This window comes from Peribacillus tepidiphilus, from assembly GCF_009466385.1.
Classification (GTDB): domain Bacteria; phylum Bacillota; class Bacilli; order Bacillales; family DSM-1321; genus Bacillus_BN; species Bacillus_BN tepidiphilus.
Genome location: NZ_WIAQ01000004.1, coordinates 123281 through 148866, shown reverse-complemented (window position 1 = coordinate 148866; position 25586 = coordinate 123281). Strand labels below are relative to the sequence as shown.

Here is a 25586-nt window from a genome sequence, read left to right as displayed (position 1 = left end):
TTTTAATGTATCATCTTTTAAACGAACTTAAAAGAGACCCTCTTCTAAATATTTTCCCAAGATTGTTAAAAATGGGGTGCCCTTTTCCTATTATATTTGGTAAGTTAGTTATAGGAGAAATAGGTAAGGAGTCATGAATATGATGAGGACATTTCTTACAAGTATGCTGCTATTAATGATGGCGATTGGTGGAATGCTTTTTTGGCAGTGGAATGTCTATTCAAAAAAAGAAGGTTCACCTATTCAAGAAAAGAAGCTTTTGTTAGAACAGGTGTTGATCATGAGTGATGATAATCGCGTATTAAATATTAAGCATACGATTAAGAAAATTCAAAAAGGATCGTACAAGCTATTGAATCCGTTGAATGTCGATATAAAGTGTGAAAATCCAAAAGCTTGTGAAATTACAACTGATGGCCAATTACTTGTGAAAAAAAATAGTTCAGAAGTCACATTCCGATATTCCATCCCATTTACTTCGAACGCGAGAGCTTTCTTACTTCAAAACTGGGCAATACAATTGAATGGTATTGATATGGGTAAAACCAGGGTAGAGCTAACCTTGAAGTTTAATCGCAAGGGGGATTGGGGAGCAGGTGGGCAATTAATAGGTAAGACAAAGAAGGAATACATTAATTATTATGTATTTCAAAATGACGGACCGATCTTTCCAATTTACCATCAAGTAAATGAGCTGGCATATCATAACATTTCTGATAAAATTCATGTATATTATGATACATCTATTCCTTTTGAGAGAGATAAGCTGGAAAAAGTATTAACGGATTTGCCTCAGTTTTCTTCTGCTACAGTAATCCTAACGAATCAGCATAAAGAGGTTTTGGATGATACGTTTATGATTTTTCCTGCAATGCCAAATTATCAGGCTCTTTCTGAAAAGCTGTTTGTCCATCATATTGAAAAAATCTTTCCATTTAAAAACAAAAATGAAAAATGGCTTCAGTCAGTATTGGCAAATGTGATGTATAATCAGTCGTTTGGCGGGGAAAAAGTGAAATTATTAACGGCAACATTAAGGAAGGAACTTGGAGCAAATGGTATTGAGACCTTTGCTGACACAGTGAAAAATATGAAAAAACCTCTGTCAGCTGTTAGTCTTGATGATGCCTTTTCAAAGGTTAAAGGTCTTGAGACACATTTCTTTTCTCAAAATCATAGAGAAAATACTCCGTTCTATCCTTTGAGATATGAGGACAATCGAAAAATACTTGTTAATCGGAATGGTATTAAAGATGGACTGATTTATTTTGAAAACAAACGGTTATACCCATTTCAGCAAGTTGTCACTATGCTTGATTATGAGTATAGTGTTATTGACCAAAATCAGATCCTCCTTAGCAAAAACGACAATCTTCTTCGATTTTTTTTAAACGAGAATGTTTTTATTTATAATGGAGAGGACTATGGTGTGCGAACCAATCCCCTCACTAAAATTGGCAATAAAATTTATATTGAGGAAGAGTGGCTTCAGGATCTATTCGGTGTAACCATCAAAAACCAAGCTGATACGATCCTTATTGAAGAAACGTAAGCAAATGATAAGTTGTGTTCAATAAAGGTGTTGTTTAATAGTTTGAAAAGTCACTAAGTCCCTTTCGATATTTAAAGGAATTCCATAATACGTATAAAAAAAGCCCTGCAGAATCTTTCTGCAGGGTCCTTCTATTTCCAAATTGGATAGAAGGGAAAGGGAGAGGAGAAACCGGAGGAAGAACTTATGGGGAAACGTAAGTCTTCTCCGCGGTTGGCAACAACATCCTCGATTTGAGATGCTGTTACTAGTCATTATGGCCAATTTTCTGGTAGTTATACGTTTGAAGAATATTATTTCAGTATAATTATAAAAATGTTTTTATATTTCTACTTCTTCATTCGTATTGCTTTTACTATTGGCTGAAAAATCACGAATATGTTAGGATAAGAAAGGATTATGAAAATGTGAAAAATGGGTGAATCAATATGAGGGTCGTATCTGGTGAATGTAAAGGAAGACCGTTAAAGGCTGTACCGGGGAGCTCCACTCGTCCAACCACTGACAAAGTAAAAGAATCTATTTTTAATATCATCGGCCCATATTTTAATGGCGGTCTTGTTTTGGACCTTTTTGCTGGCAGCGGTGGCTTGGGTATAGAAGCACTTAGCCGAGGTATGGATAAAGCGCTTTTTATAGATCGTGAATATAAAGCTATACAAACTATAAAACAAAATTTAGAAGCGTGCCATTTTACAGATCGAGCTGAAGTTTATAAAAATGATAGCGAACGTGCTTTAAAAGCTATTGTAAAAAGAGAGTTATGCTTCGATTTAATTTTGCTTGATCCCCCATATAAAAAACAAAGGCTAGTAGAATTGTTGGAATTCATTGGCAACCACAACCTTTTGACAGAAAACGGTTATATCGTTTGTGAGCATGCAGCAGACGTTACGTTGCCTGATAGGGTCAATCATTTTGAACGTTGGAAATTTGAAACGTATGGAATGATCTCTGTTTCAATCTATAGAAAAACATTGGAAAACTGGGAAGAGTAGGAGGAAAATCAATGTCGAAAATTGCAGTGTGTCCTGGAAGTTTTGACCCGATTACGCTTGGTCATTTAGATATTATTCAAAGAGGCGCGAAAGTATTTGATGAAGTGTATGTAGTAGTTCTTAATAATTCATCAAAAAATCCGCTCTTTTCAGTAGAAGAAAGATTGAAGTTGATTAATGAAGTTACAAAGCATATTCCTAATGTGAAAATTGATTCTTATCAAGGACTGCTTGTCGATTATGCGAAAAGTAAAAACGCCAATGCAATTATTCGTGGGTTGCGAGCAGTTTCTGACTTTGAATATGAAATGCAAATAACATCCATGAATAGAATTTTAAATGACCATATTGAGACGTTTTTTATTATGACGAATAACCAATACTCTTTCTTAAGCTCCAGTATTGTAAAAGAGGTTGCTAAATACGGTGGGAACATTTCAGAGCTTGTACCTAAAGTCGTTGAAAATGCCCTGAAAGAAAAATACAGTAATAAATAATAAAGAGCATGGTTTGCGAGGAATGCGAGCGTTAGTCAATAGTCTGAAGCACCCCATTATGATCATAAAGGGGTGCTTATTTTATAAAATGACGTTTCCAATACAACCACACATAAATCGATATTCCAAGTATGGTGATCAGTGGGCCTATGGTAGTCATCATTTCATAAATCTCAGTTAGCCAAGAACTTTGTCCAAGGTTCATTACAGGGAGTGTGTTGGCAGGATAGTCATTAAATTTCTCCCCTTCATAAATGGGTTTCCATATCAGCATGGTAAAAATACCGGCAAGGCATCCATGTACGAGTCGTGCTGTAAAAAATGGGAGAAAGCGAATATCGGTTTCAGCCAGAATACTAGCTACTTGCGCTTGGACACTAAACCCACTAAAAGCAAGGATAAAACTTGTAATAATGGCTTGCTGCATCAGAGAAGCTTCAGCTACTTGGCTAGTCATTTGTGAACCTAGGGTTATTTCAAATAGACCTGAAATAAATGGGATACTTAGTTTTTCAGGAAATCCCAAAATCAAGAGTAAAGATTTTAAGCCTTCAGCAAGAAAACCTGTAATATTCGTATGATAAAGAAGTTTATTAAGTACTGAGAATAAGATAATAAAGCCGCCGATCATTAAGAGTGTTTGGATGGAAGAAATGACTGCGTCACCCAAGAGCTTTCCGAAAGGACGCTTTTCCTTCAATCTTGTCCTATGTAAAGCACGTAATGCTTCTTTAATTGACATCGATGACCTTTTTGAAATGGAATTGTCTCCGCTTGTACTACCATGCCATCTCATCAATAGACCAACACATAGATTCCCCGCATAATGGGAGAGGGCAAAGATAACTCCCAGTTTAGGATTATGAAAAAAACCAACGGAAACTGCTCCAAAAATAAATAATGGATTTGAAGAATTGGTGAAGGATACGAGTCTTTCTGCTTCTATTTTGGAAAGTTGTCCCTCAATTCGAAGTCTTGCAGTTAGTTTTGCACCTGAAGGATAACCTGAAGCCATTCCCATTGCCCAAACAAATCCCCCTACTCCTGGAACCCGGAAAAGTGGTTGCATGAAAGGTTCAAGTAACACACCAATAAATGTAACTACTCCAAAACCAATCAGCATTTCGGAAATGATAAAAAATGGAAGTAAGGATGGAAATACGATTTCCCACCACATCGTTAATCCCCTAATGGACGCATCAAAAGCCTGCTGAGGGAATGCTATTAGAGAAGCTGCAAACACGGTTGCGATAAAAGCCAAAGCTAATGTTTTAATGATCGATCTATTCAATGAAACGGCCTCCCTGCGGCATTGTTCAATCTTTGCATGGTATTTGTACCATGATAAAATATACATAACAGAACGAAAGTTCGTATGAATAAACCTTCTGTTCCAACAAAACCTTGTCCTCATATAACAAAATATACTTTTTAGATACATAATTTAGAACATGAGCTTACATGAGAAAATCATTTGAACCATACAATGACAATATATAGAAAGGAGGGCTTAATTTGGCAAGTCGTGAACCGAAAATTGGGTTGGCACTTGGTTCTGGTGGAGCTAGAGGATTTGCCCATTTAGGGGTGTTAAAGGTTCTAAAAGAAAATCAAATAAAAATTGACTATATATCTGGCAGCAGTATGGGTGCATTAATTGGTGGATTTTATGCTGCAGGTACCGATTTAGAGCAACTGTACAAAATATCTACTCATTTTAAAAGAAAGTACTATCTTGATTTTACTGTACCGAAAATGGGCTTTGTCGCAGGGAAAAGAGTAAAGGAATTTATCAAAATTTTTACAAAAGGAAAAAACATAGAGGATTTAGATATTCCACTACGAGTTGTAGCTACAGATATCAAAACCGGTGAAAAGGTTGTTTTTTCAGAAGGGCCTGTATCTGATGCAGTGAGGGCAAGTATTTCTATACCGGGGATTTTTGTTCCTGAAAAAATCGATGATCGGTTGCTTGTAGATGGAGGTGTGGTGGATCGCGTACCGGTTTCAGTCGTAAAAGATATGGGTGCAGACATTGTGATTGCAGTTGATGTTGCCCATGTCAAACAAAACATGGAAATAACCTCGATTTACGATGTCATCATGCAGAGCCTTGATATTTTGCAGATGGAGCTGGTTGAGCTTAGAAGTATTGCTGCTGATATCATGCTTCGTCCTAGAGTTGAAAAATATAATTCAAAAGCATTTACAAATATAGATGAAATTATTAGTATTGGAGAAGATGAAGCAAGACGAAACATTTCCAGAATACTGGAATGTATTGAAAAATGGAAGGAGTCCAAAACGGATGAACAGCAGAATTAGATTTCGCTCCTTTCTTATCATTTTAATACTTTTTGCGATTTCTTTTTTTTATCATTTGCCATTTTATGTTAGTCAACCCGGAATAGCAAAAGAACTTGAACCAATTATTCACGTCGAAGGTGGAAACGATGCAAAAGGTGCATTGATGCTTACTACAGTCCGAATGGGCAAGGCTAATATTTATTCATACTTATTGGCAAAATGGAGTGAATATCAGAAAATATACCCTGAGCATATGATTAAAGAAGATGATGAAACAGAAGAAGAATATTCTGTTAGACAGCTGCAAATGATGGAAGGCTCAAAGGACGCTGCAATAATCAATGCTTATAAAGCAGCTGGCAAAAAAATAAAAGTATCGTATGATGGGGTTTATGTAGTCAATGTATTAGAGGGTATGCCGGCTGAAGAAAAACTAATGCCTGGTGATCGAATAAGTAAAATTGATGGAATTAAATTTACATCCTCTAAACAATTTATTGAATACATATCTAGAAAACAAGAAGGAACGACGGTGTCCATTACTTTCACAAGAGGTGATACCAATATGACTGAGAGGGTTATGTTAAAGCCCTTAAAAGGGACAGACAAAGTAGGAATAGGTATTACACTTGTGGATGACCTAAAAATCACTACTGAACCGCGAGTAACAATCGATACCGATCAAATTGGGGGACCTTCCGCGGGGTTAATGTTCTCGTTGGAAATTTATAATCAGTTAACAAAAGACGACATTACTAAGGGTTACAAAATTGCCGGGACAGGAACGATTAATGAAAATGGAGAAGTGGGACCGATCGGAGGTATCGAGCAAAAAATTATAGCGGCTGATAAGTCAGGTGCGGATATTTTCTTGGCACCAAATGAAAACGGGGCAAAGGATTCAAACTATCGTGCAGCAGTGAAAACAGCGAAGAACATTGGATCGGATATGAAAGTCATCCCTGTTGATAGCTTTAAAGAAGCCTTAGATTTTTTACAAACGTTAAAACCTAGGTAAGTAAAAAAGGGAAATAAAAGAAGGGGCTGTCCAATAAGTCGAATTTTCGGCTTTTTGGATGCCCTTTTTATGTTTAAGAATATTGAACGATCACCATTCATGATTTTCAAATGAAGTTGCCCTTTTCGGAAAGCTCCTTCTTTTTCATAAAAAAATCGGAGGCTGAAATTCTCTCTTTCTTAATTTTTTTTGTGAAGGGAAATCTAATGCTAAGGAATGTATAAAAGCTGAGGAAATATCTAATTCTAGTCCTAAATGCTGAACTGATGAAATTCTTGAAATTAGCGGCAGCTCGATCTTTTTCTTGTTCAGATTTAAATATTTCCGTCCTTTTTCTGTCATTCCTAAAATCCGCAAATAGCTGTTTTGGTTCATTGCAGATTTCATCTGCTCTTTTTTCACATGATTAAGAATATGAACACATAATCTTTGAATTCTTGTCCAAGTATATCGCTTTGTTTTGACTTTAGAGACGAATTCGTTGAAAGAAGAGGCTTCAAGGACATTTTCTTTCATTCGGTATTGGATGCCTTCTTCGGCTTCATAAATGGCTTCTAACTCATCTGTTGAAGACGACATAATCTTATACTTTAGGAGAGGCCAATATTTTTCCCAATCATGAAATTCTCCGTATGATCTAAGCAGTAAAAAGCTTTCAGAAGGAAGGTAAGATGAAGTGGATTCTAGGTCCTGTTGTCTCATCAGAGCCTTCCTGATACTTGTCGCACTTGCGATGGGCTGATCCGGAAGTTCCTGATCGTGATAATCTGAATGGATTCTTCGAATCGTGCAGGGTTTAATGCGGAAGGAATGGTCTAACGCTGCCTTCACGTATTGAAAACCAAGGATATTATTCGGTTTTGTTAGGTCAGGTAAGTCTAAAACGTCTGATACAAGTTCATAGAAGGCGAGTGAAGAGGCTTTGGGATAACTGTTGCCTTCGGATATATATTTGACCACGTATTGATCATATTCTGCTTTCTTTTCTTTTATTAATTGATAAAGCGATAGAAATGGCTCGATTTTCCCTTGTTCACTGCCGAAGCAAAAAGTATCACAGCCTGCAGCCTCAAGTAAAAGAATAGCGCCGTAGGCAAAATGCTCAGCGTGCTGCGTACAATAAACGTAAGGAAGTTCAAAGACAAGATCTGCTCCTCCACGCAAAGCCATTTCCGTCCGAGTCCATTTACTGACGAGTGCAGGCTCTCCTCTCTGAAGGAAAGAACCACTCATGACTGCTATAACTACGTCAGCGTTGGTTTCATTTTTACTTGTATGTAAATGATATTGATGACCGTTATGAAACGGATTATATTCGACGACTAAACCTACAGCCTTCATTTTAATCCTCCGTGTATGTTTATCTTCATATTAGTGGTAAAATATATACTTATATAAATAAAAACAGTCGGAAATAAGACTATTTCTGACTACATTGTACTGTAAAGAAAAAATATTGACAAACGGTAGAATGACAGCTATAATTACCTTTGTTGCCTTGAGGTGATTCATTTGAAATGGACAATTACTCAACTTCAAAAATATCGGGATAAAGGTCTAATTCTTGACGAAAAGTTAGATGTCTCTGACTTGAAAGAATTGGATAAACAAATTCGTGACGTTTCGGAAATTCAAGTTTCCGGTAAAGCAGATATTAGTCCTTCTAAAGTCACTTTCCATCTGCATTTGAAGGGTGAATATATTTTACCTTGCTCACGAACGCTTGTTGATGTTTCTTATCCAATCGACATCAATACTACAGAAACCTTTCTATTGAAGGCTGATTATGAGCCGGATGAGGACAACGTGTATGTTGTGGAAGGTGATGTAATTGACCTTGTGCCGATCATAAAAGAGAACTTATTGTTAGAAGTTCCAATGCAAGTTTTTTGTGAAGAGGCAAATCCAAAGGGGGCAGCCCCTCAATCAGGAAACGACTGGACCGTACTTTCTGAAGATGCTGTAAAACAGGAGAAGAAAGTCGATCCTAGACTTGCTGGTCTTGCAAAATTCTTTGAAGATGAAAAGTAAACGTGAAAATGAAAAAGAAGATTCGGGATTAATCTCCCCTTTACTTCTTAACTCTTTTTAAGGAGGTGGGAATAATGGCTGTACCTTTCAGAAGAACGTCTAAGACTGTAAAAAGAAAACGTCGTACACATTTTAAGCTTCAAGTTCCAGGTATGGTAGAATGCCCAAACTGCGGTGAAATGAAATTAGCTCACCGTGTATGTAAAGCTTGTGGAACATACAAAGGAAAAGAAGTAGTTAACAAATAATTTCTTTGACGATAAAAGAGACCATGACTTGATTTGAAAATCAAGTCATGGTCTCTTTTTTTATTATTCTAAAATCCCTAAGTAGCTTAATGGTTTTTAAAGGAAATATACAGGAATTGAAGAATATTAAGTATGAATCGAATTTTGTACAAGAAGGGATCGACAATGAATGGCTGTACTTAAAAGAAAAATGGAAAATGGTCTTTTCACATTACAATTTAACCGCCCTGAAAAAAGAAACGCGATAAATTTTGCCATTATGGATGAATTAAATCAGTCTTTATCCGAAGCGGCTGAAAATGACCAAATTAAAGTTGTTATGATTCGGGGGAGTGGTGATAAAGCCTTTTGCTCGGGTGGAGATTTGAGTGAATTCCATGCATTGAAAACGGAAGAAGAGGCGTGGGAAATGCTATCAAAAATGGGTGGAATCTTATATAAATTATTGACATTACCAAAGCCAACCATCGCATTTATTAATGGAACTGCAGTGGGTGGAGGATGTGAAATTGCAGCTGCCTGTGATTTTCGTTGGATGAAAAAGGAAGCAAAGTTTGGGTTTGTTCAAGGAAACCAAGCGATTACTACAGGGTGGGGAGGTGGAACCATTTTATTCGAAAAGCTTCTACCATACACTGTATTGGAGATGCTTTCTTCTGCCCGTATTTATTCAGCTAAAGAAGGTTTTGAGCTAGGGTATATAAACAAAATAATCGAAATAGAAAGCGTTGAATCAGCTCTTGAAGATTTTCTATCAAAAGAGGTAGATGTTTTGATGGCCTATAAAAAAATGCTTATTCGAAAATGGGAGCAAACTCAGCTTCGAGAAAGGATCATAGAAGAAATTAAGACTTGCTCTAAGCTTTGGGAGAGTGAAGCTCATCATGCAGCTGTTCGGAGGTTTATTACAAAAATTTAGTAAAATTTACTAAAGTCTAGCTAAAGACATTCTATCTTTTCTAGCAAGTGCATAATCATTTAGTAACACTTGTTAGGAGGGACGTAAAATGTCAATAACGAGACAAGATGCTTGGAGCCAAGATGAAGATTTATTGCTAGCTGAAGTAGTTTTGCGTCATATTAGAGAGGGCAGTACTCAGTTAGTTGCATTTGAAGAAGTTGGGAAGAAATTATCTCGTACCGCTGCAGCATGTGGCTTTAGATGGAATTCATTTGTGCGGAAGCAATATAAAACAGGGATTGAATTGGCAAAAAAGCATAGAAAAGAAAATAAAAAAAGAGTAGAAATTTCAAACGTTAAACAGAGTGAATTAAAAGTTGAAATGATTCCTATTCCAAAAGAAAACAACGATTATCCGTTTCAAACCGATATTAGTATGAAAGAAGTGGTGGCTTATTTACAATCCATTGAAAGCAAAAACAATGAGTTAATACAGACCATTAAAAAATTGGAAGCAGAAAATATGAGTCTATCTGAAGAAAATAGTAAGCTAAAATTTCAATACGAAACGATAACAAATCAACTGTCCCATGTAGAGGAAGATTATCGAGCACTTCTGGATATAATGGAACGGGCACGTAAGCTAGTAATTTTGGAAGATGATAAAAAGTCAGAAAAAGTAAAATTCCAAATGGACCGAAATGGTAACTTAGAACGCCTGAAAAAGTAATAAAAGAGGGAGAGCAGATTTTCCACAACTTGATATTGTGGATTGGGTAAGCCCTCCCTCTTCCTATTATTTTATTTATGGCTTCCAAACTAAAGGATTTTGTCCGAGATCTCTTTCCATATTATATGTTACCGTTTCGAAGCCCATCTTCCTCCAAAAATCATGTGATTGTAAGCGAGCGTTTGTTTTAATTGGCAGATTATAATGTTTGGCAAATTCAACAAGTGCTCTTCCATACCCTTTTCCTTGATAATCTGGAAGCACTTCAAGCTTCCATAACTCCAAATAGTCTTGTGGCGGCTCGAAATATTGATCAAACTTGGCACTTCTACGATATAAAGACATTCTAGCTACGAGTTTGTCTCCAAAATAGATCCCGTAGAATGGAGATTCACTATCGTTTTCAATGATATTTGCTTCTAAGTCCTCATGCATAGAAAGCTCTTGGATTCCATACTCCTTAAATTTTTTGAATTCCTCTAATGTCTTATAATTGACCAATAATGGTTCAACATTATATTCCATCCTTTTATCCCCCTTTGTCTTGATGTACAGTCTTGTTTTTTTATCTGTATAATTTCATTATATAATAAATTCTGAAAAAATCCTCTTAAAAAGTAAACGCTTTCTGATGGAGTGGACGATAAGGTGAAAAATCTTTTGAAATGGTATTTTTGGCATAGGCTATTTTCTTTAATAGGATGAATTTGTTAAGATATGTACATGAAACTTATTGATACGACAGGACCCTGCTCCGATAAGATAATGAAGCATGAAAAACTGGAGGGGTGAAATGTGAGAGTTGGAGTAATTGGTGGAGGTTCAATTGGATTATTATTTGCTTATTATTCATCCGATCAGCATGATGTTACTATTTTTACAAGAACCAAAAAACAGGCCGATTCTATCAATCAAAAAGGAATAGTTTGCATCAAAGGAGAAAATACATATAGAAAAAAAATTCAAGCTGTTTCAATTGAATTTGGAAAATCCCTCCTTGAGCAAGACTTGATTGTTGTTTCCGTTAAGCAATATCATCTTAATGGGATTCTCCCTCATCTTCAATCGACCAAAGCGGACCTTTTATTTTTACAAAACGGCATGGGACATTTGGAGAAAATGGTTCATTTGCATAATCCTAATATTTTTCTTGGGATTGTTGAGCATGGGGCATTAAGACTTGATGAAAATGTTGTCAAACATACGGGTATTGGCCAAATAAAAATTGCTCCATATAGAGGGGAAAAAAAATCTTTTCTGTTGCAAACTCCGCATAAGGATTTCCCTTTCATTCTTGAAGACCATTATTATGGGATGTTAATTGAAAAATTACTAGCAAACGCTGCCATTAACCCTTTGACTGCTATATTAGAGGTAGAAAATGGCAAGTTGATTTCAAATCCATATTACAAAGAATTGATGGGTGCATATGTGAAAGAGCTATGTGACATATTAAATCTTCATGAAAAAGAAGGTTTGGAGTATATCGAAGAAATCTGTAAGAAAACAGCCCGCAATCGTTCCTCTATGCTTCGAGATATAGAAGAGAAGAGGGAAACAGAAATCGATGCGATAGTAGGCTATGTGTTACATGTAGCACAAAAAGAAAGCAAAAATGCTCCTCTGTCAAAAATGCTTTATTCAATGATAAAGGGGAAAGAGCTTTTGGGGAAGGGGAAATAGATGACTGTTGTTTTTTCTTGGCTGGTGGCCACATTCATAACCATTCCGGTTCTCGGGTATATCGTTTTTTTTGTCATTTCCAAGCAAATAACAAAAAATCATCGAAAAGCTGTTCAAGCTTCAATCGATTTGAGTACGATCCTTTTTATTTGTTCTGTTCATTATTTAATAAAAGCCATTTGGGGACTGTCTTTAATCTGGGTAATAATTCTAACGATGTTGATCATGGCGATTATAGTCGTTCTCGTGCACTATAAGGTTAAAGAGGAAATTGTTCTGGATAAAATCTTTAAAGGTTTTTGGAGAGTGAACTTTTTATTGTTTTTTTGTGCTTATCTACTACTGGTGCTATACGGTATGATTGTAAGAGTGAGGGATGTCTTTTAAATAAGCTCCATCCAGTAGCGGTCCTACAAGCTGATAGGCAACTTTTTTTCTTTTCTACATTGGAAATGGTATACTCTAAAGGGTGTTAGTTGTATTGGAAAGGAAGTACTGTGATGGAAGTTAAAGAAATGGCTTTGCCTTCTATAAATCCATTTGCTTCGGATTACATAAAAAGCAAAATGAATATTCGAGATTTTTTTCATTATGATTTAGCTGAAGTGAATGTATATAATAGAAGAATTCAGGAATTAAAGGAAAAAAGATTTCAAAGGGAAGAACTCTCAAATACAATAGCTCAATATATGAACCGCTTTGGTATGAGTGAAGCAGTTCGAGATCATATAGAAGCCCTAAAAGATCCCGACAGTACTGTAGTGATTGGAGGACAGCAGGCAGGTCTTTTGAGCGGTCCTCTTTATACGATACATAAAATCATTTCCATTATCAAATTGGCGGAAAAACAATCAGTCGAGCTTGGGAAAAAAGTGATCCCTGTTTTTTGGATTGCTGGTGAAGATCACGACTTGCAAGAAGTGAACCATGTGTTTGCTTTAAAAGGCGATCATTATGAGAAGATAACTTATCCATATCATCAGAAAACAAAAACGATGGTTTCTGATACGCCATTAATTGAAACAGAGGCTAGTGCATGGATCCAAGAAATCTTTCGATCGTTCGGGGAAACGGCTTATACAAAAGATCTTATTGTTTCATTAAAACAGAAGATTTCTTCTAGTTTCAGCCTAACTGATTTTTTTGTATCCATAATAAATGATTGGTTTAAGGAGTACGGTCTATTATTAGTGGATGCAGCTGATCCTAGATTAAGAAAATTGGAGTCTAGCTATTTTGAAGCAATGATTGAGCATCATAGTGAGATTACAAGCGCCGTATTAGAGCAGCAATCATTCCTTTCAATCCAAGGCTATAAGAAAACAATTGAAATGGAAGCGAACTCAGCAAACCTTTTTTACTATGACAAGGAAGTGAAAAACAGAATCCTTTTACATTTCAATAAAGACTCATCCGTATTTTCAGATAAAGCCCATAAACTGGAGTTTTCTTATAAAGAATTGCTTGAAATGGCAAAAATACATCCAGAGCGTTTAAGCAACAATGTAGTTACAAGACCGCTTATGCAGGAAATGCTATTTCCAGTATTAGCCTTTATTGCCGGTCCTGGGGAAATATCCTATTGGGCCGAGCTAAAAAAGGCATTTGAGCTTTTTGACATGAAAATGCCACCGATTGTTGCTAGATTAAATATGACTTTTGTTGAACGGCAGATAGAAAAAGAACTCCATGAACTCGATCTGGATTTGTATGAAGTGCTTACAAAAGGGACAGAAGAAGCAGAAAAGAGATTTCTTATCAGTGAAAAGGATGAAAGCTTAGAGCTTTTGTTCTATCAAATGAAGGGACAATTGAACAATCACCATAAAATGTTTTCGCAAGCCGCGCTAGTCCATGACAGAGGATTAGAGCCGCTTCTCAAAAAAAATGCTGATTTCATTAACGAACAACTTGACTTCATTTATGGGAAAATCATTGATAGTATGAGGCAAAAGCATCGACACATCCTCGATTCCTTTAAAAATGTAGCAAACCATCTTTATCCTGAGGCATCACTCCAAGAAAGAATTGTGAATATATACTATTATCTCAATAAATATGGGGACACGTTCATTGATGATTTGATGAAGCTTGAACTGGAATTTAATAATCAACATAAAATTATATATATTTAAAGAATCGACTCACAGCCTATTGCTAGCGAGTCGGTGATTTTTATTTGTAGATGGGATTGTCCAGAAAGTCAGTTTTCCTGACTTTCTGGAGCCTCTTTTTTATCACATAGAATGATGTTTTTAGACTATAAAGTTTGCCCGTTGATTTCCGCTCCAGGCACTTGCTTTCCGCGGGGAGGGATGTCACTCCTCGGCGTTCCCGCCTGCGGGGTCTCCCACTTCCCTCTTTTTCCCGCAGGACATTGAATAAGCTTCCTCGAATAAACACCGCACGAAGGAAATGCGAATGCATTTTCGAGGAGTCAAGTACCCTCCGCTACAATCAACTCAGATCGTATCGTTAAATTACACTAAAAAAGTAACAAACTTTACGAAAACGGCCAAAAATAAAAACAAAAAAATCGTCCTTTCTAGTAAAATGTAAGTGAGCGCAAAGTCGAAGTAGAAAGTGTGTTCGGTTACATCAAGGGCAATCGGTCGTTCCGCAGATTTTCTTTGCGGGGTCTCGACAAGGTGTATATCGAGTTTGGGATTGTGGCATTAGCCCACAACATACTGAAAGTAGCAGGCATCCGCCAGTTACTTTCAGAGAAAAATCCAAATAACACAAAAGCAAGTGGAGAAAAACGGAGCGTTTTTCTCCACTTGCTTCATTTTAGGGACTTTATAGACAATCCCATCTGCATAAGTGCAACTCAAGGCTCATCAATTGGTGAGTTTTTTTAAAAAATACAATAGTATACTTTCTGCATATCTAAACAAATCATGATGTGTTTCGAGAAAATGATTCCTGGTTTCAAATTTAATCGTTTTAGGATCTGTCTTTCTTTGAAGGTTTGTGACGAAAAGCAAAAATTTTGTTAAAAGGATATTTCAAAGTAAAAAAGAATATTAAAAGTGTGGAGAAAAGTGGGGGGATGTGGTAAATTTGAGATAGAAAGTGGGGGTAGTGGATATGTTCATGGGCGAGTACCATCATAACATTGATCATAAAGGCCGCCTTATTGTTCCTTCAAAGTTTAGAGAACAGTTGGGGGAACAATTTGTATTGACGCGCGGACTGGATCAGTGTTTATTTGGTTACCCTTTGGACGAATGGAAGCTACTTGAAGAGAAACTAAAAGCCCTACCTCTAACAAAAAAGGATGCCCGCGCCTTTACGAGATTTTTCTTTTCAGGCGCAACTGAATGTGAACTTGATAAACAAGGACGAATTAACATTCCTTCTCCACTCACTGGCTATGCCCAACTTGAAAAAGAATGTGTGATACTTGGAGTATCAAACAGGATCGAGATTTGGAGCAAGCCACTTTGGGAAGACTATTTCCGAGCATCTGAAGACTCATTCGCTGAAATTGCCGAAAATATGATTGGTTTTGATATTTAATTCAGTGAATAACAACAAAAACCAAAGGAATGGAGTGAATGGTTTGTTCCAGCACACAACCGTATTATTAAAAGAAACAGTAGACGGCTTGAATATTAAGCCTGATGGAATATATGTAGATTGTACTTTAGGAGGAGGGGGACACAGCAGTTATTTGCTTTCCCAACTTTCTGATCGAGGAAGATTATTTGCCTTTGACCAAGATGAAACCGCTATTCAAAATGCGAAAGATAAGTTTAAACAGCATGGTGAAAAAGTCACACTAATCCAAAGCAATTTCAAACATATAGCTGAAGAGTTGAGCAAAAGAGGGATTCATAAAGTAGATGGCGTGTTATATGATTTGGGTGTTTCTTCCCCACAATTAGATACACCTGAGCGAGGCTTTAGCTATCAGCATGATGCTCCGCTAGATATGAGAATGAATCAGCAGGCTGAACTATCTGCATATGACATTGTAAATAAATGGTCTTTTCAAGAATTAACAAGGATCTTTTTCCAATATGGGGAGGAAAAATTCTCTAAGCAAATTGCCAGAAAAATTGAAGCTGCTCGAGAAAAGAAGCCAATTGAAACAACTTTTGAATTGGTGGAATTGATTAAGGAAGGAATTCCGGCAGCTGCTAGGAGAACGGGAGGACACCCTGCTAAGCGAGTATTTCAAGCCATTCGAATTGCAGTGAATGATGAGCTTAAAGTATTTGAAGACTCATTACACCAAAGTATTGAATTGCTTAACCCAGGCGGTAGAATTTCTGTGATTACCTTTCATTCGCTCGAAGATCGGATTTGTAAAACTGTGTTTAAAAAAGCTAGTGAAACACCGCCGTTGCCTCCGGGGTTGCCAGTAGTTCCAGACGAGTTTAAACCAACATTGAAAGTGATTACAAGAAAACCAATCCTTCCAAGTGAGAAAGAACTGGCTGAAAATCATCGTGCTCGTTCTGCAAAACTACGAATCGCAGAGAAATTACCGAATTAATATAAAAAACAGGAGGGGAAACATTTGAGTATGCTAGCTAGAAAAATCCAACAGCAAAATTTGCAACAACAAGATCAGCAAACCACTGTACAAACTGTAGTAGTAAGAAAACCGAAAATTACTATTGGTGAAAAAATTTTGTTTGTTGCATTTGCTTTCATTATGACTGTTACAGCAGTAAAAATCATTTCTAACCAATATGCTATTTATGAAGTAAATAAAGATATCCAAAAAATGAATACTGCAATTGAAGACCAATATCGTGTGAATAACGATTTAAAAGTCCAGGTGAGCGAGTTAAGTACATATGAGCGCATTTGGGAAAAAGCGTCTAAATTAGGTTTAAAACTAAATGAAAATAACGTTAAGGTTGTGCAGAAATAATGTACATAAAGAAAAAAAGTATGAACTACGGAGCAGCGGGATTATTTATATTATTCGGTCTGCTCTTTTTTATATTAGCCTGTCGTTTTCTTTATATTCAGTTTACTGGAGAAGCTGGCGGGGAAATGCTTGCGGCACGCGCAGAGATGAAACATACAAAATACCGGACATTGGAGGCATCGCGAGGAAGCATCCTTGACAATCAAGGGGAGGTTATTGCGGAAGACACACCTTCTTATACTTTGGTTGCCATTTTGGATGAAGACATAACTACGGATCAAAACAATCCGAAACATGTGGTGGACCCTGAGATGACTGCAGAAAAGTTGTCTAAATACATCGACATGGATCAAGAAGAGATATTGGAAAGGCTTCAAAAAGATCATTTGTTTCAAGTTGAATTTGGTATTGCAGGAAGAAATCTTTCACACAGCACGAAGGTCAAAATAGAAAAATTGCATTTGCCGGGAATTACGTTTAGAAGAGACTCAAAGCGTTTTTATCCGAATGGTGTCTTTGCATCCCATGTCATCGGTTATGTTGAAACAAAGGAAGATGAGAAGACTGGAAAAGAAAAAACTGTAGGAATGCTAGGACTTGAGAAAACTCTTCAATCTCAACTCGAAGAGCGAAACGGGAAAGTAATTTATGAAAGTGATAGATGGGGATTCCTTCTTCCTAATAAGAAAGAAAAGGTCATCCCTCCCAAAAACGGAAACACAGTCCAATTGACGATCGATAAGAAAATCCAAACCTTCCTTGAAGATTCAATGAATCAAGTTCAAAAAGAATATAAACCGAAAAAAATCATAGCGATTGTTGCTAATCCCAAAACCGGTCAAATTTACGCAATGGGACAAAGACCGTCTTTTGATCCGACAACAAGAAAAGGATTAAATGATAATTGGAAAAATTTAGCGATAGAAGAGAACTTTGAGCCTGGTTCAACGATGAAGGTGTTCACTCTAGCAGCAGCAGTAGAAGAAGGGAAGTTTAACCCGAATGATACGTTTATTACAGGCTCCTATAAAGGTGGACCAAGTGATCACAGTGGTATTAAAAGAGGGATGAAAATAACTTTTCTGGAAGGTTTGCAACGATCTTCAAACGTTGGTTTCGCAACGATTGCAATGGAAAAACTGGGAGAGAAGAAATTTCGGGAATATCTTACAAAATTCGGATTTGAAAAACCTACAGGTATTGATCTTCCAAATGAAGTAGGAGGAAAAATTTTATATAGATATCCTATCGAAAAAATTACAACAGCCTTCGGGCAAGGTACTGCCATCACCCCTATACAGCAAATTCAGGCATTTACAGCTATTGCTAATAACGGCAAGATGATGAAGCCATATATTATTGAAAAAATTATCGATTCGAATCAAAACGTTGTAAAAGATACCAAGCCTGAAGTTGCAGGACAACCGATTTCAGCAGAAACCGCAAAAAAAGTACGTGATTATCTCGAAACAGTTGTGACTTCAGAAAAAGGAACGGGAAAACCGTACCAAATAGAAGGGTACAAGGTTGCAGGGAAAACAGGTACAGCTCAAATCCCAGGAGAGGACGGGAGATATTTAAAGGGGAGAAACAATTATGTCTTTTCTTTTCTAGGAATGGCACCGAAGGACGATCCTCAGTTAATCATGTATATTGCTATACAACAGCCAGAATTACCTGAAACAAAAACAGGTTCTGATGCCGTTTCTTCTATTTTTAATCCTGTTATGAAAAACAGTCTGCAATATTTAAATATAAAGCCTTCGAATGTAGAAAGTAAAACATCATCACGAATCAAGGATTTTAGTGATGGCAGGGCAGAAAGTGCGAAAAAGGAATTAGAGAGCTCAGGATATGAAGTAGTAATGCTTGGGAACGGTAACAGGATTATTGATCAATCCCCTAAGCCTGAAAGTGACCTCATTAAAGGAGAGAAGGTTATTTTAAGAACGGAAGGGGATATAACCATGCCTAATATGGAGGGGTGGTCATTAAGGGACGTGATGAAGGTTGCACAAATTGCGAAGCTTGATTTAAATCCTGTTGGAAGCGGCTATGTCGAAAAGCAAAATGTAAAGCCTGGGTCCGTTATTAAAGAAGGAGACTATTGTATAGTCCAATTAAAAACACCTGAAGACTCTATAGAGCAAGAAGAAGTCAATAAAGATCAAAACGAGGTGTATGATTGATCTTCGACAGTCTGTAGCCTGCACTATATACGTGCAGGCTTGTTCTATTTGCCGGTGTACAAGCATACACTTAAGCAAGTGTAAGTTGGAGGTGCTTATTGTTGCGTGTATCCAATGTGACCGTAAGAAAAAGGTTATTTATCTCATTAATTGTCGGACTATTCATATTTTTTATTATTGATGTTAGGTTAGGATTTGTACAATTCTTCCTAGGTGATATGCTTACTGAAAAAGCGAAGGATTCTTGGAGCAGGAATATTACATTTGAGCCAAAAAGAGGCGAAATACTTGATCGTAATGGAGTTGCTCTGGCTACAAATAAAAGCGCACCTACTGTCTTTGTTGTACCTAGGCAAATTAAGAATCCACTGGAAACTGCTGAAAAACTGGCTGCTGTATTGAATGCTCCAAAAGACCAACTTTATAAAGAATTGACCAAAAGCGAGATGAGTGTTCGGTTAAAAGCCGGGAGGAAAATTTCGCACGAAAATGCAAAAAAAATAAAAGAAATGGATTTAAGCGGTGTATATATAGCCGAGGATTCTATAAGACATTATCCGTATGGAGAATATCTTTCTCATGTACTAGGGTTTACAGGAATTGATAATCAAGGGCTAATGGGAATTGAGTTATCTTATGAAGAGCAATTAAAAGGGAAAAAAGGGTATGTACAATTTTATTCGGATGCTAAGGGACAAAGAATGAAGAGTATGGCTGATGATTACGTTCCTCCAAAAGATGGAGCCAATTTAAAGCTAACGATTGACAGTCGGATCCAAACGATAATGGAACGCGAGTTTGATATAGCTGAGGCTACATATAATCCAGATGGTATTATCGGGATTGCCATGAACCCAAATAACGGAGAAATATTGGCCATGTCCAGCCGACCTACATTCCATCCTTCCAAATATCAGGACGTTCCGCAGGAAATATATAATCGGAATTTACCGGTCTGGAGCACTTATGAGCCGGGTTCTACATTTAAAATTATTACGTTGGCAGCGGCTTTGGAAGAAAAGAAAGTGAATTTAGAAAACGAGCATTTCTACGATCCAGGTCATGTAGAGGTTGCCGGAGCGACCTTGCATTGCTGGAAAAGAGGAGGACATGGCTCTCAAACTTTTCTTGAAGTAGTACAAAACTCATGTAACCCGGGCTTTGTGGAGCTTGGAAATCGTGTAGGTAAAGAAAAATTATTTGATTATATTAAGCAATTCGGCTTTGGTCAGAAAACAGGAATTGATCTTCAAGGTGAAGGTACAGGCATTATGTTTAATATGAAAAGGGTAGGCCCGGTAGAACATGCTACAACTGCCTTTGGTCAGGGTGTTTCGGTCACTCCGATTCAACAAGTAGCAGCTGTATCAGCAGCGGTTAATGGAGGAACACTTTATACTCCTTATATTGCAAAGGAGCTAATTGACTCTGCAACTGGAGAAGTCATTATGCGAAAAACTCCTGAATCAAAACGGAAAGTAATTTCTGAACAAACTTCAGAGCAGATCCGATATGCGTTAGAATCAGTAGTAGCAAAAGGGTCCGGTAAAGGGGCATTCATCGATTCTTATCGTGTAGGTGGAAAGACTGGTACTGCCCAAAAAGTAAAGGACGGCAGATATATGGAAAACAACCATATTGTTTCCTTTATCGGTTTTGCACCGGCTGATGATCCACAAATCGTTATTTATGTAGCGGTTGACAATCCAAAAGGAACGGTCCAGTTTGGTGGGGTCGTTGCTGCTCCAATCGTAGGAAATATTATGGAAGACGCATTAGTGGCACTTGACGTAAAACCAAGAGAAAAACAAATCGAAAAAGAAAAATCGTGGCTCGATCCGATTATGATAGAAGTACCTAATTTAGTAGGAATGACTAAGAAAGAACTGACAAATCAATTATTTACATTAAAACTTGATATTGCAGGGAAAGGGAACAAGGTTGTTAAGCAAGCACCTGATGCAGGAGTCAAGGTAAAAGAAGGCTCCACCATTCGAATTTATCTTGGCGAATAAGAAATGGGAGTGTACAATAATGAAGCGGCTGATTTAGATCAAGCCGCTTTGTTTACGAATGAAAAAAATTGAGGTATAAAAGAGTTTGTGGATGAAGGGAATAATTGTATGGGGAGAAAAAGTTAGAGTACAGAAAAGAAATATTACATTTGCATTTAAGTTTTATAACCACGCTTGCCAGTTGGAGAACGAGTTCGGACGATAAGTGAGTAATCCCTAAAGGTAATAAGCCGTAGTAAAGAGTTCTTGATGATCAATCCGAGCGTTTCCCGGCAGTCTGAAATATGTTACTCTTATCACATAGCAGTAACTCTATTTTTGCGTTAAAATAATTTAGTTACCTCATTTTAGATTGAGAGGAAGGGAAGAATGCATTTACTTACATTGTTAGAGAATCTTCCTTCATATGAAGGAGATGTACTAAACAATCCAATCATTACATCCATTGAAAATGATAATAGAAAAGTTCAAAAAGGAAGCCTCTTTATCTGCATTAAAGGCTATACGGTTGACGGTCATGATTTTGCCCAATCAGCTGTTGAAAACGGAGCTGTTGCTGTTCTAGCAGAAAGACCGCTTGAAGTTTCAGTTCCTGTCATTATTGTCAAAAATACAACGCGGGCAATGGCTGTCCTAGCAGATGCCTTTTATGGTCATCCTACACAAAAACTTCGTCTAATTGGAATTACTGGTACGAATGGAAAGACAACGACCAGTCATTTGATTGAAAAGATTTTTAAAGATCATGGTCAAAAGACAGGCTTAATTGGCACAATGTATACAAAAATTGGCGATGAAATCTTTGAAACAAAAAACACCACACCAGATAGTGTAACTCTTCAAAAAACTTTTCATGAAATGGTGAATCAACAGGTAGAAACTGCCGTTATGGAAGTATCTTCACACGCTCTTGAGCTTGGGCGCGTTCACGGCTGTGACTATGACATTGCCGTATTTACGAATTTAACTCAAGACCATCTCGATTTTCATAAAACAATGGATCGGTATAGGTTTGCCAAGTCTCTGTTATTTTCTCAGCTAGGGAATACGTATGAAGAAGGGAAGAAAAAATACGCTGTTTTAAATGCGGATGATGAAGCTTCTAAAGATTTTTCCAGCTGGACCGCGGCCCATGTTATAACGTATGGCATCCACCAAAATGCTGATATAATGGCCAAAAATATTAAAATTCATTCTTCAGGCACCCAGTTTGAATTGCATGCCTTCGCACAAAAGAAGGTTGTCAATTTGAAACTTGTCGGAAAATTTAGCGTCTATAATGTATTGGCAGCCATCACAGCGGCATATTGTGCAGGATTGCCACTTGATTCCATTATTCAATCCATTGAGGATGTAAAAGGAGTTTCTGGCAGATTTGAGCTTGTAGATGCTGGACAGGAATTCACTGTCATAGTAGATTATGCTCATACTCCCGATAGCTTGGAAAATGTGTTGAATACTGTGAAGGAATTTGCTGAAGGCGATATATATGTCATCGTAGGCTGTGGAGGTGACAGGGATCGTACAAAACGACCAATTATGGCAAAGATAGCATGTGAAAACGCAACCTATCCAATCTTTACTTCTGATAATCCTAGAAGTGAGGATCCAGAATCGATTCTTGCTGATATGGAAAAAGGAGTGGAAGGGCAAGCTTATAAAACGATTGTCGATCGCAAGGAAGCAATTGAATATGCTGTTTGTCATGCAAAGAGCAAAGATGTCATTTTAATAGCTGGAAAAGGTCATGAAACCTATCAAATTATTGGGAATCAAATATTAGATTTTGATGACCGTTTAGTGGCAAAAGAAGCGATCGAAAAAAGATTAAAAAATAATGAAAATAAATAAACGAGTGTGAATAGAATGTGTGTGGAATTTTTAGCAAATAACAAAGAAATTATACAAAAATATACAAGCATTATTTTTAGCCTATTCAAGGGCATTAAGAGGGAGGGAGAAGGCGTATGCTAGAACAGGTTATATTCTTTACCATTATTACCGGGTTTTTAATTACGGTTCTTCTTTCTCCAGTCTTCATTCCTTTTCTAAGAAGATTAAAATTCGGTCAAAGCATCCGAGAAGAAGGACCACAATCGCATCAAAAAAAATCTGGAACACCTACTATGGGTGGAATCGTCATTCTCATATCCATTACGGCATCAACCATGATTATGATCGGGAAATTTTCAGAACCATCAATTAAAATGTATTTGCTCCTTCTTGTTACCTTGGGGTTTGGTCTATTAGGTTTCCTTGATGATTTTATTAAAGTCGTCATGAAAAGGAATTTGGGTCTTACATCCCTTCAAAAGCTGATTGGTCAGATTGTCATTGCTATTATTTTTTATTGGGTTTATAAAGGTACAGAAGGTTTCAATCCAGAAATAGGGATTCCGGGGACAGATTTATCCATTAACCTAGGCTGGCTGTATATTCTATTTATCATCTTTTGGCAGGTTGGTTTTTCAAATGCAGTCAACCTAACGGATGGATTGGATGGATTAGTTTCCGGGACTGCTGCTATTGCTTTTGGAGCATACGCTGTTCTTGCTTGGAATAATGCACAATACGATGTTGCTATTTTCTCTGTAGCTGTTGTGGGAGCAGTGCTCGGCTTTTTAGTGTTCAATGCACATCCTGCCAAGGTATTTATGGGAGATACCGGATCTCTAGCATTGGGAGGAGCTTTGGCTACAGTAGCATTGTTGACAGACCTTGAGCTATTACTTGTCATTATTGGAGGGGTTTTTGTCATTGAGACATTGTCCGTAATCCTTCAAGTGGCTTCGTTTAAAATGACAGGTAAAAGAATTTTTAAAATGAGCCCGCTCCATCATCATTATGAGTTAATTGGGTGGTCGGAATGGCGAGTTGTAGTAACGTTCTGGTCTGTTGGACTATTATTTGCTATTTTAGGAATATATTTAGAGGTGTGGTTATAATTGAAAGAGACAACAAAGTTCTTAAGGAAAAAAGTTCTTGTATTAGGCCTTGCCAAAAGTGGTGTAAGTGCAGCTTCACTTTTGCATAAGCTCGGTGCTTTTGTAACCGTGAATGATAAAAAGCCCATCTCTGAAAATCCTGAGGCGCAAGGTCTGCTGGAACAAGGAATAAAAGTGATTTGTGGAGACCATCCAATTGAGTTGTTAGATGAAGGATTTCAATATATCGTTAAAAATCCGGGCATCCCATATAGCAATCCTTTAGTGAAAGGGGCGCTAGAAAAAGGAATTCCGGTCATAACAGAAGTAGAACTTGCCTATTTGGTCAGTGAAGCTCCGTTTGTTGGAATTACAGGAACAAACGGTAAAACAACAACGACAACCCTTATATATGAAATGTTGAAAAAAGGTGGAAGCCACCCACTGATTGCTGGAAATATTGGTACTGTTGCTTCAGGGGTGGTCCAGGAAGCAACTAAAGAGAATACGATCGTCATAGAGCTTTCTTCTTTTCAGCTAATGGGGATTGAAGAGTTTAAACCGCAAATAGCGGTAATAACAAACCTGTATGATGCTCATTTGGATTACCATTCGAGCAAGGAAGAATACGCTTCTGCTAAAGCGAATATAACGATTAACCAGTCGGAAGAAGATTATTTGGTATTTAATTATGATCAAGATGATGTTGTAGCACTAACAAGGAGGTCAAAGGCCATCTTAATTCCGTTTTCGACAGAACACAAGGTGGAAAACGGCGCCTATTTAGAAGGTGGATTCATCATGTTCCAGGGAGAGCCGGTAATGTCTGTATCAGAAGTAGCTTTGCCTGGAAAACACAATCTAGAAAATATATTGGCGGCAGTCGCTGTTTGTAAACTAAAGGGAGTTTCGAACGAGGCAATTCATTATGTATTAACTTCTTTTCACGGTGTAAAACACCGTCTTCAATATGTAGCGACGATCCAAAATAGGAAATTTTATAACGATTCTAAAGCAACGAATATTCTTGCTGCCACAAAAGCTTTAACTTCTTTTGATGGTCCTGTTATTTTACTTGCGGGAGGACTTGATCGGGGAAATGAATTTGACGAACTGAAGCCTGCCTTAAAACATGTAAAGGCGCTTGTTACATTTGGTCAAACTGCAGAAAAAATTGAACGAGTGGCTAAAGAAGTTGGAATAACTCAAATTAAACGTGTCGATAATGTAAAAGAAGCCGTTCCTGTCGCTTTCGGACTTTCTGAAGAAGGCGATACGATTCTTCTCTCCCCAGCCTGTGCAAGCTGGGATCAATATAAAACTTTTGAAGTAAGAGGAGACATTTTTATGGAGGCTGTGCATAAACTGAAATAAGAGCTTGTTTTATAGGCCGGACGATCATCCTGGACAGTGCGAGCTTAAAGGGTAACAGAAAACCCTGCAGACGCCTGCATACAATCATTTCGACATCATAAGATAAGAGGCTGACCCAAATAAATGCTAAATGTAAGGATGGACTTTTTTTAGTGTGCGAAGATTTGGAAAGTGTACACTTTTTCAGTCTACTTGTAAGCATGGATTTTGGATGTTGTCAGTCTCTTTTTT

23 protein-coding genes and 1 pseudogene are annotated in these 25586 nt (G+C 37.3%); 21 read left to right on the top strand and 3 right to left on the bottom strand.

What is annotated here, in order from left to right; translation table 11 throughout:
• The first annotated feature begins 139 nt into the window (after positions 1 to 139).
• From GD441_RS04800 to coaD, 3 genes are all read left to right on the top strand, one after another.
• Positions 140 to 1552, top strand: a complete 1413-nt coding sequence (locus GD441_RS04800; RefSeq protein WP_153124264.1) for a stalk domain-containing protein — start codon at positions 140 to 142, stop codon at positions 1550 to 1552.
• Positions 1553 to 1980: 428 nt separating this feature from the next.
• Positions 1981 to 2550 (top strand): 16S rRNA (guanine(966)-N(2))-methyltransferase RsmD, encoded by a 570-nt coding sequence (gene rsmD, locus GD441_RS04795; RefSeq protein ID WP_153124262.1) that lies wholly within the window; start codon positions 1981 to 1983, stop codon positions 2548 to 2550.
• Positions 2551 to 2561: 11 nt separating this feature from the next.
• Positions 2562 to 3047, top strand: coding sequence for a pantetheine-phosphate adenylyltransferase (gene coaD / locus GD441_RS04790; protein WP_153124260.1), 486 nt, complete (start codon positions 2562 to 2564; stop codon positions 3045 to 3047).
• Between the two features lie 76 nt (positions 3048 to 3123).
• On the opposite strand, the gene ylbJ is transcribed toward coaD, so the two are convergent.
• Positions 3124 to 4338: a sporulation integral membrane protein YlbJ gene (gene ylbJ / locus GD441_RS04785; protein ID WP_153124258.1), complete on the bottom strand. Its 1215-nt coding sequence runs from the start codon at positions 4336 to 4338 to the stop codon at positions 3124 to 3126.
• 224 nt (positions 4339 to 4562) lie between these two features.
• Between ylbJ and GD441_RS04780 the strand changes: the two genes are divergently transcribed.
• Together GD441_RS04780 and GD441_RS04775 are read left to right on the top strand one after the other, a co-directional pair.
• The gene (locus tag GD441_RS04780; RefSeq protein ID WP_153124256.1) at positions 4563 to 5372 is read left to right on the top strand and encodes a patatin-like phospholipase family protein; all 810 of its coding nucleotides are present in this window, start codon (positions 4563 to 4565) and stop codon (positions 5370 to 5372) included.
• Positions 5356 to 6372, top strand: coding sequence for a SepM family pheromone-processing serine protease (locus GD441_RS04775; RefSeq protein ID WP_153124255.1), 1017 nt, complete (start codon positions 5356 to 5358; stop codon positions 6370 to 6372). The genes GD441_RS04780 and GD441_RS04775 overlap by 17 nt, the downstream gene beginning before the upstream one ends.
• Before the next feature lie 144 nt (positions 6373 to 6516).
• Here GD441_RS04775 and GD441_RS04770 read toward each other — a convergent pair whose 3' ends face one another.
• Entirely contained in the window at positions 6517 to 7713 is a 1197-nt protein-coding gene (locus GD441_RS04770) for a nucleotidyltransferase (protein ID WP_191992095.1), read from the bottom strand.
• 171 nt (positions 7714 to 7884) lie between these two features.
• Here GD441_RS04770 and GD441_RS04765 point away from each other — a divergent pair, with 171 nt between their 5' ends.
• The 4 genes from GD441_RS04765 to GD441_RS04750 all read left to right on the top strand — a co-directional run bounded on the left by GD441_RS04765 (position 7885) and on the right by GD441_RS04750 (position 10282).
• Positions 7885 to 8403: a YceD family protein gene (locus GD441_RS04765; protein WP_153124253.1), complete on the top strand. Its 519-nt coding sequence runs from the start codon at positions 7885 to 7887 to the stop codon at positions 8401 to 8403.
• A gap of 74 nt (positions 8404 to 8477) precedes the next feature.
• Positions 8478 to 8651: a 50S ribosomal protein L32 gene (gene rpmF, locus GD441_RS04760; protein WP_108669800.1), complete on the top strand. Its 174-nt coding sequence runs from the start codon at positions 8478 to 8480 to the stop codon at positions 8649 to 8651.
• Positions 8652 to 8820: 169 nt separating this feature from the next.
• On the top strand, positions 8821 to 9570 hold the full coding sequence (locus GD441_RS04755; RefSeq protein WP_153124251.1) for an enoyl-CoA hydratase/isomerase family protein: 750 nt from the start codon (positions 8821 to 8823) through the stop codon (positions 9568 to 9570).
• Between the two features lie 88 nt (positions 9571 to 9658).
• On the top strand, positions 9659 to 10282 hold the full coding sequence (locus GD441_RS04750; protein ID WP_153124249.1) for an RsfA family transcriptional regulator: 624 nt from the start codon (positions 9659 to 9661) through the stop codon (positions 10280 to 10282).
• 75 nt (positions 10283 to 10357) lie between these two features.
• On the opposite strand, the gene GD441_RS04745 is transcribed toward GD441_RS04750, so the two are convergent.
• Entirely contained in the window at positions 10358 to 10807 is a 450-nt protein-coding gene (locus tag GD441_RS04745; protein WP_153124247.1) for an N-acetyltransferase, read from the bottom strand.
• Positions 10808 to 11077: 270 nt separating this feature from the next.
• On the opposite strand from GD441_RS04745, the gene GD441_RS04740 reads away from it, so the two are divergent.
• The 12 genes and pseudogenes from GD441_RS04740 to murD all read left to right on the top strand — a co-directional run bounded on the left by GD441_RS04740 (position 11078) and on the right by murD (position 25355).
• Positions 11078 to 11965, top strand: a complete 888-nt coding sequence (locus tag GD441_RS04740; RefSeq protein WP_153124245.1) for a 2-dehydropantoate 2-reductase — start codon at positions 11078 to 11080, stop codon at positions 11963 to 11965.
• Entirely contained in the window at positions 11966 to 12352 is a 387-nt protein-coding gene (locus tag GD441_RS04735) for a DUF3397 domain-containing protein (RefSeq protein ID WP_153124243.1), read from the top strand.
• A gap of 113 nt (positions 12353 to 12465) precedes the next feature.
• Positions 12466 to 14100, top strand: a complete 1635-nt coding sequence (gene bshC, locus GD441_RS04730; protein ID WP_153124242.1) for a bacillithiol biosynthesis cysteine-adding enzyme BshC — start codon at positions 12466 to 12468, stop codon at positions 14098 to 14100.
• 429 nt (positions 14101 to 14529) lie between these two features.
• Positions 14530 to 14662 (top strand): annotated as a pseudogene (locus tag GD441_RS17095) (transposase); the annotation flags it as partial.
• A 393-nt stretch (positions 14663 to 15055) separates the two neighbouring features.
• Positions 15056 to 15487 carry a division/cell wall cluster transcriptional repressor MraZ gene (gene mraZ, locus GD441_RS04720; RefSeq protein WP_153124237.1) on the top strand — a complete coding sequence of 144 codons (432 nt, stop codon included), beginning with the start codon at positions 15056 to 15058 and terminating at the stop codon, positions 15485 to 15487.
• Between the two features lie 43 nt (positions 15488 to 15530).
• A complete protein-coding gene (gene rsmH, locus GD441_RS04715) occupies positions 15531 to 16469 on the top strand; it encodes a 16S rRNA (cytosine(1402)-N(4))-methyltransferase RsmH (protein WP_153124235.1) in 939 nt (312 codons plus the stop codon).
• Between the two features lie 30 nt (positions 16470 to 16499).
• A complete protein-coding gene (ftsL, locus tag GD441_RS04710) occupies positions 16500 to 16853 on the top strand; it encodes a cell division protein FtsL (protein ID WP_153124315.1) in 354 nt (117 codons plus the stop codon).
• A complete protein-coding gene (locus GD441_RS04705) occupies positions 16853 to 19042 on the top strand; it encodes a penicillin-binding protein (RefSeq protein WP_153124233.1) in 2190 nt (729 codons plus the stop codon). Before ftsL ends, GD441_RS04705 begins: the two co-directional genes overlap by 1 nt.
• A 101-nt stretch (positions 19043 to 19143) precedes the next feature.
• Positions 19144 to 21057: a stage V sporulation protein D gene (locus GD441_RS04700; protein WP_153124230.1), complete on the top strand. Its 1914-nt coding sequence runs from the start codon at positions 19144 to 19146 to the stop codon at positions 21055 to 21057.
• 369 nt (positions 21058 to 21426) lie between these two features.
• Positions 21427 to 22908 carry a UDP-N-acetylmuramoyl-L-alanyl-D-glutamate--2,6-diaminopimelate ligase gene (locus GD441_RS04695; protein ID WP_153124229.1) on the top strand — a complete coding sequence of 494 codons (1482 nt, stop codon included), beginning with the start codon at positions 21427 to 21429 and terminating at the stop codon, positions 22906 to 22908.
• Positions 22909 to 23024: 116 nt separating this feature from the next.
• Positions 23025 to 24002 carry a phospho-N-acetylmuramoyl-pentapeptide-transferase gene (mraY, locus tag GD441_RS04690; RefSeq protein ID WP_153124227.1) on the top strand — a complete coding sequence of 326 codons (978 nt, stop codon included), beginning with the start codon at positions 23025 to 23027 and terminating at the stop codon, positions 24000 to 24002.
• Positions 24003 to 25355: a UDP-N-acetylmuramoyl-L-alanine--D-glutamate ligase gene (gene murD / locus GD441_RS04685; protein ID WP_153124225.1), complete on the top strand. Its 1353-nt coding sequence runs from the start codon at positions 24003 to 24005 to the stop codon at positions 25353 to 25355.
• The last annotated feature ends 231 nt before the right edge of the window (positions 25356 to 25586 follow it).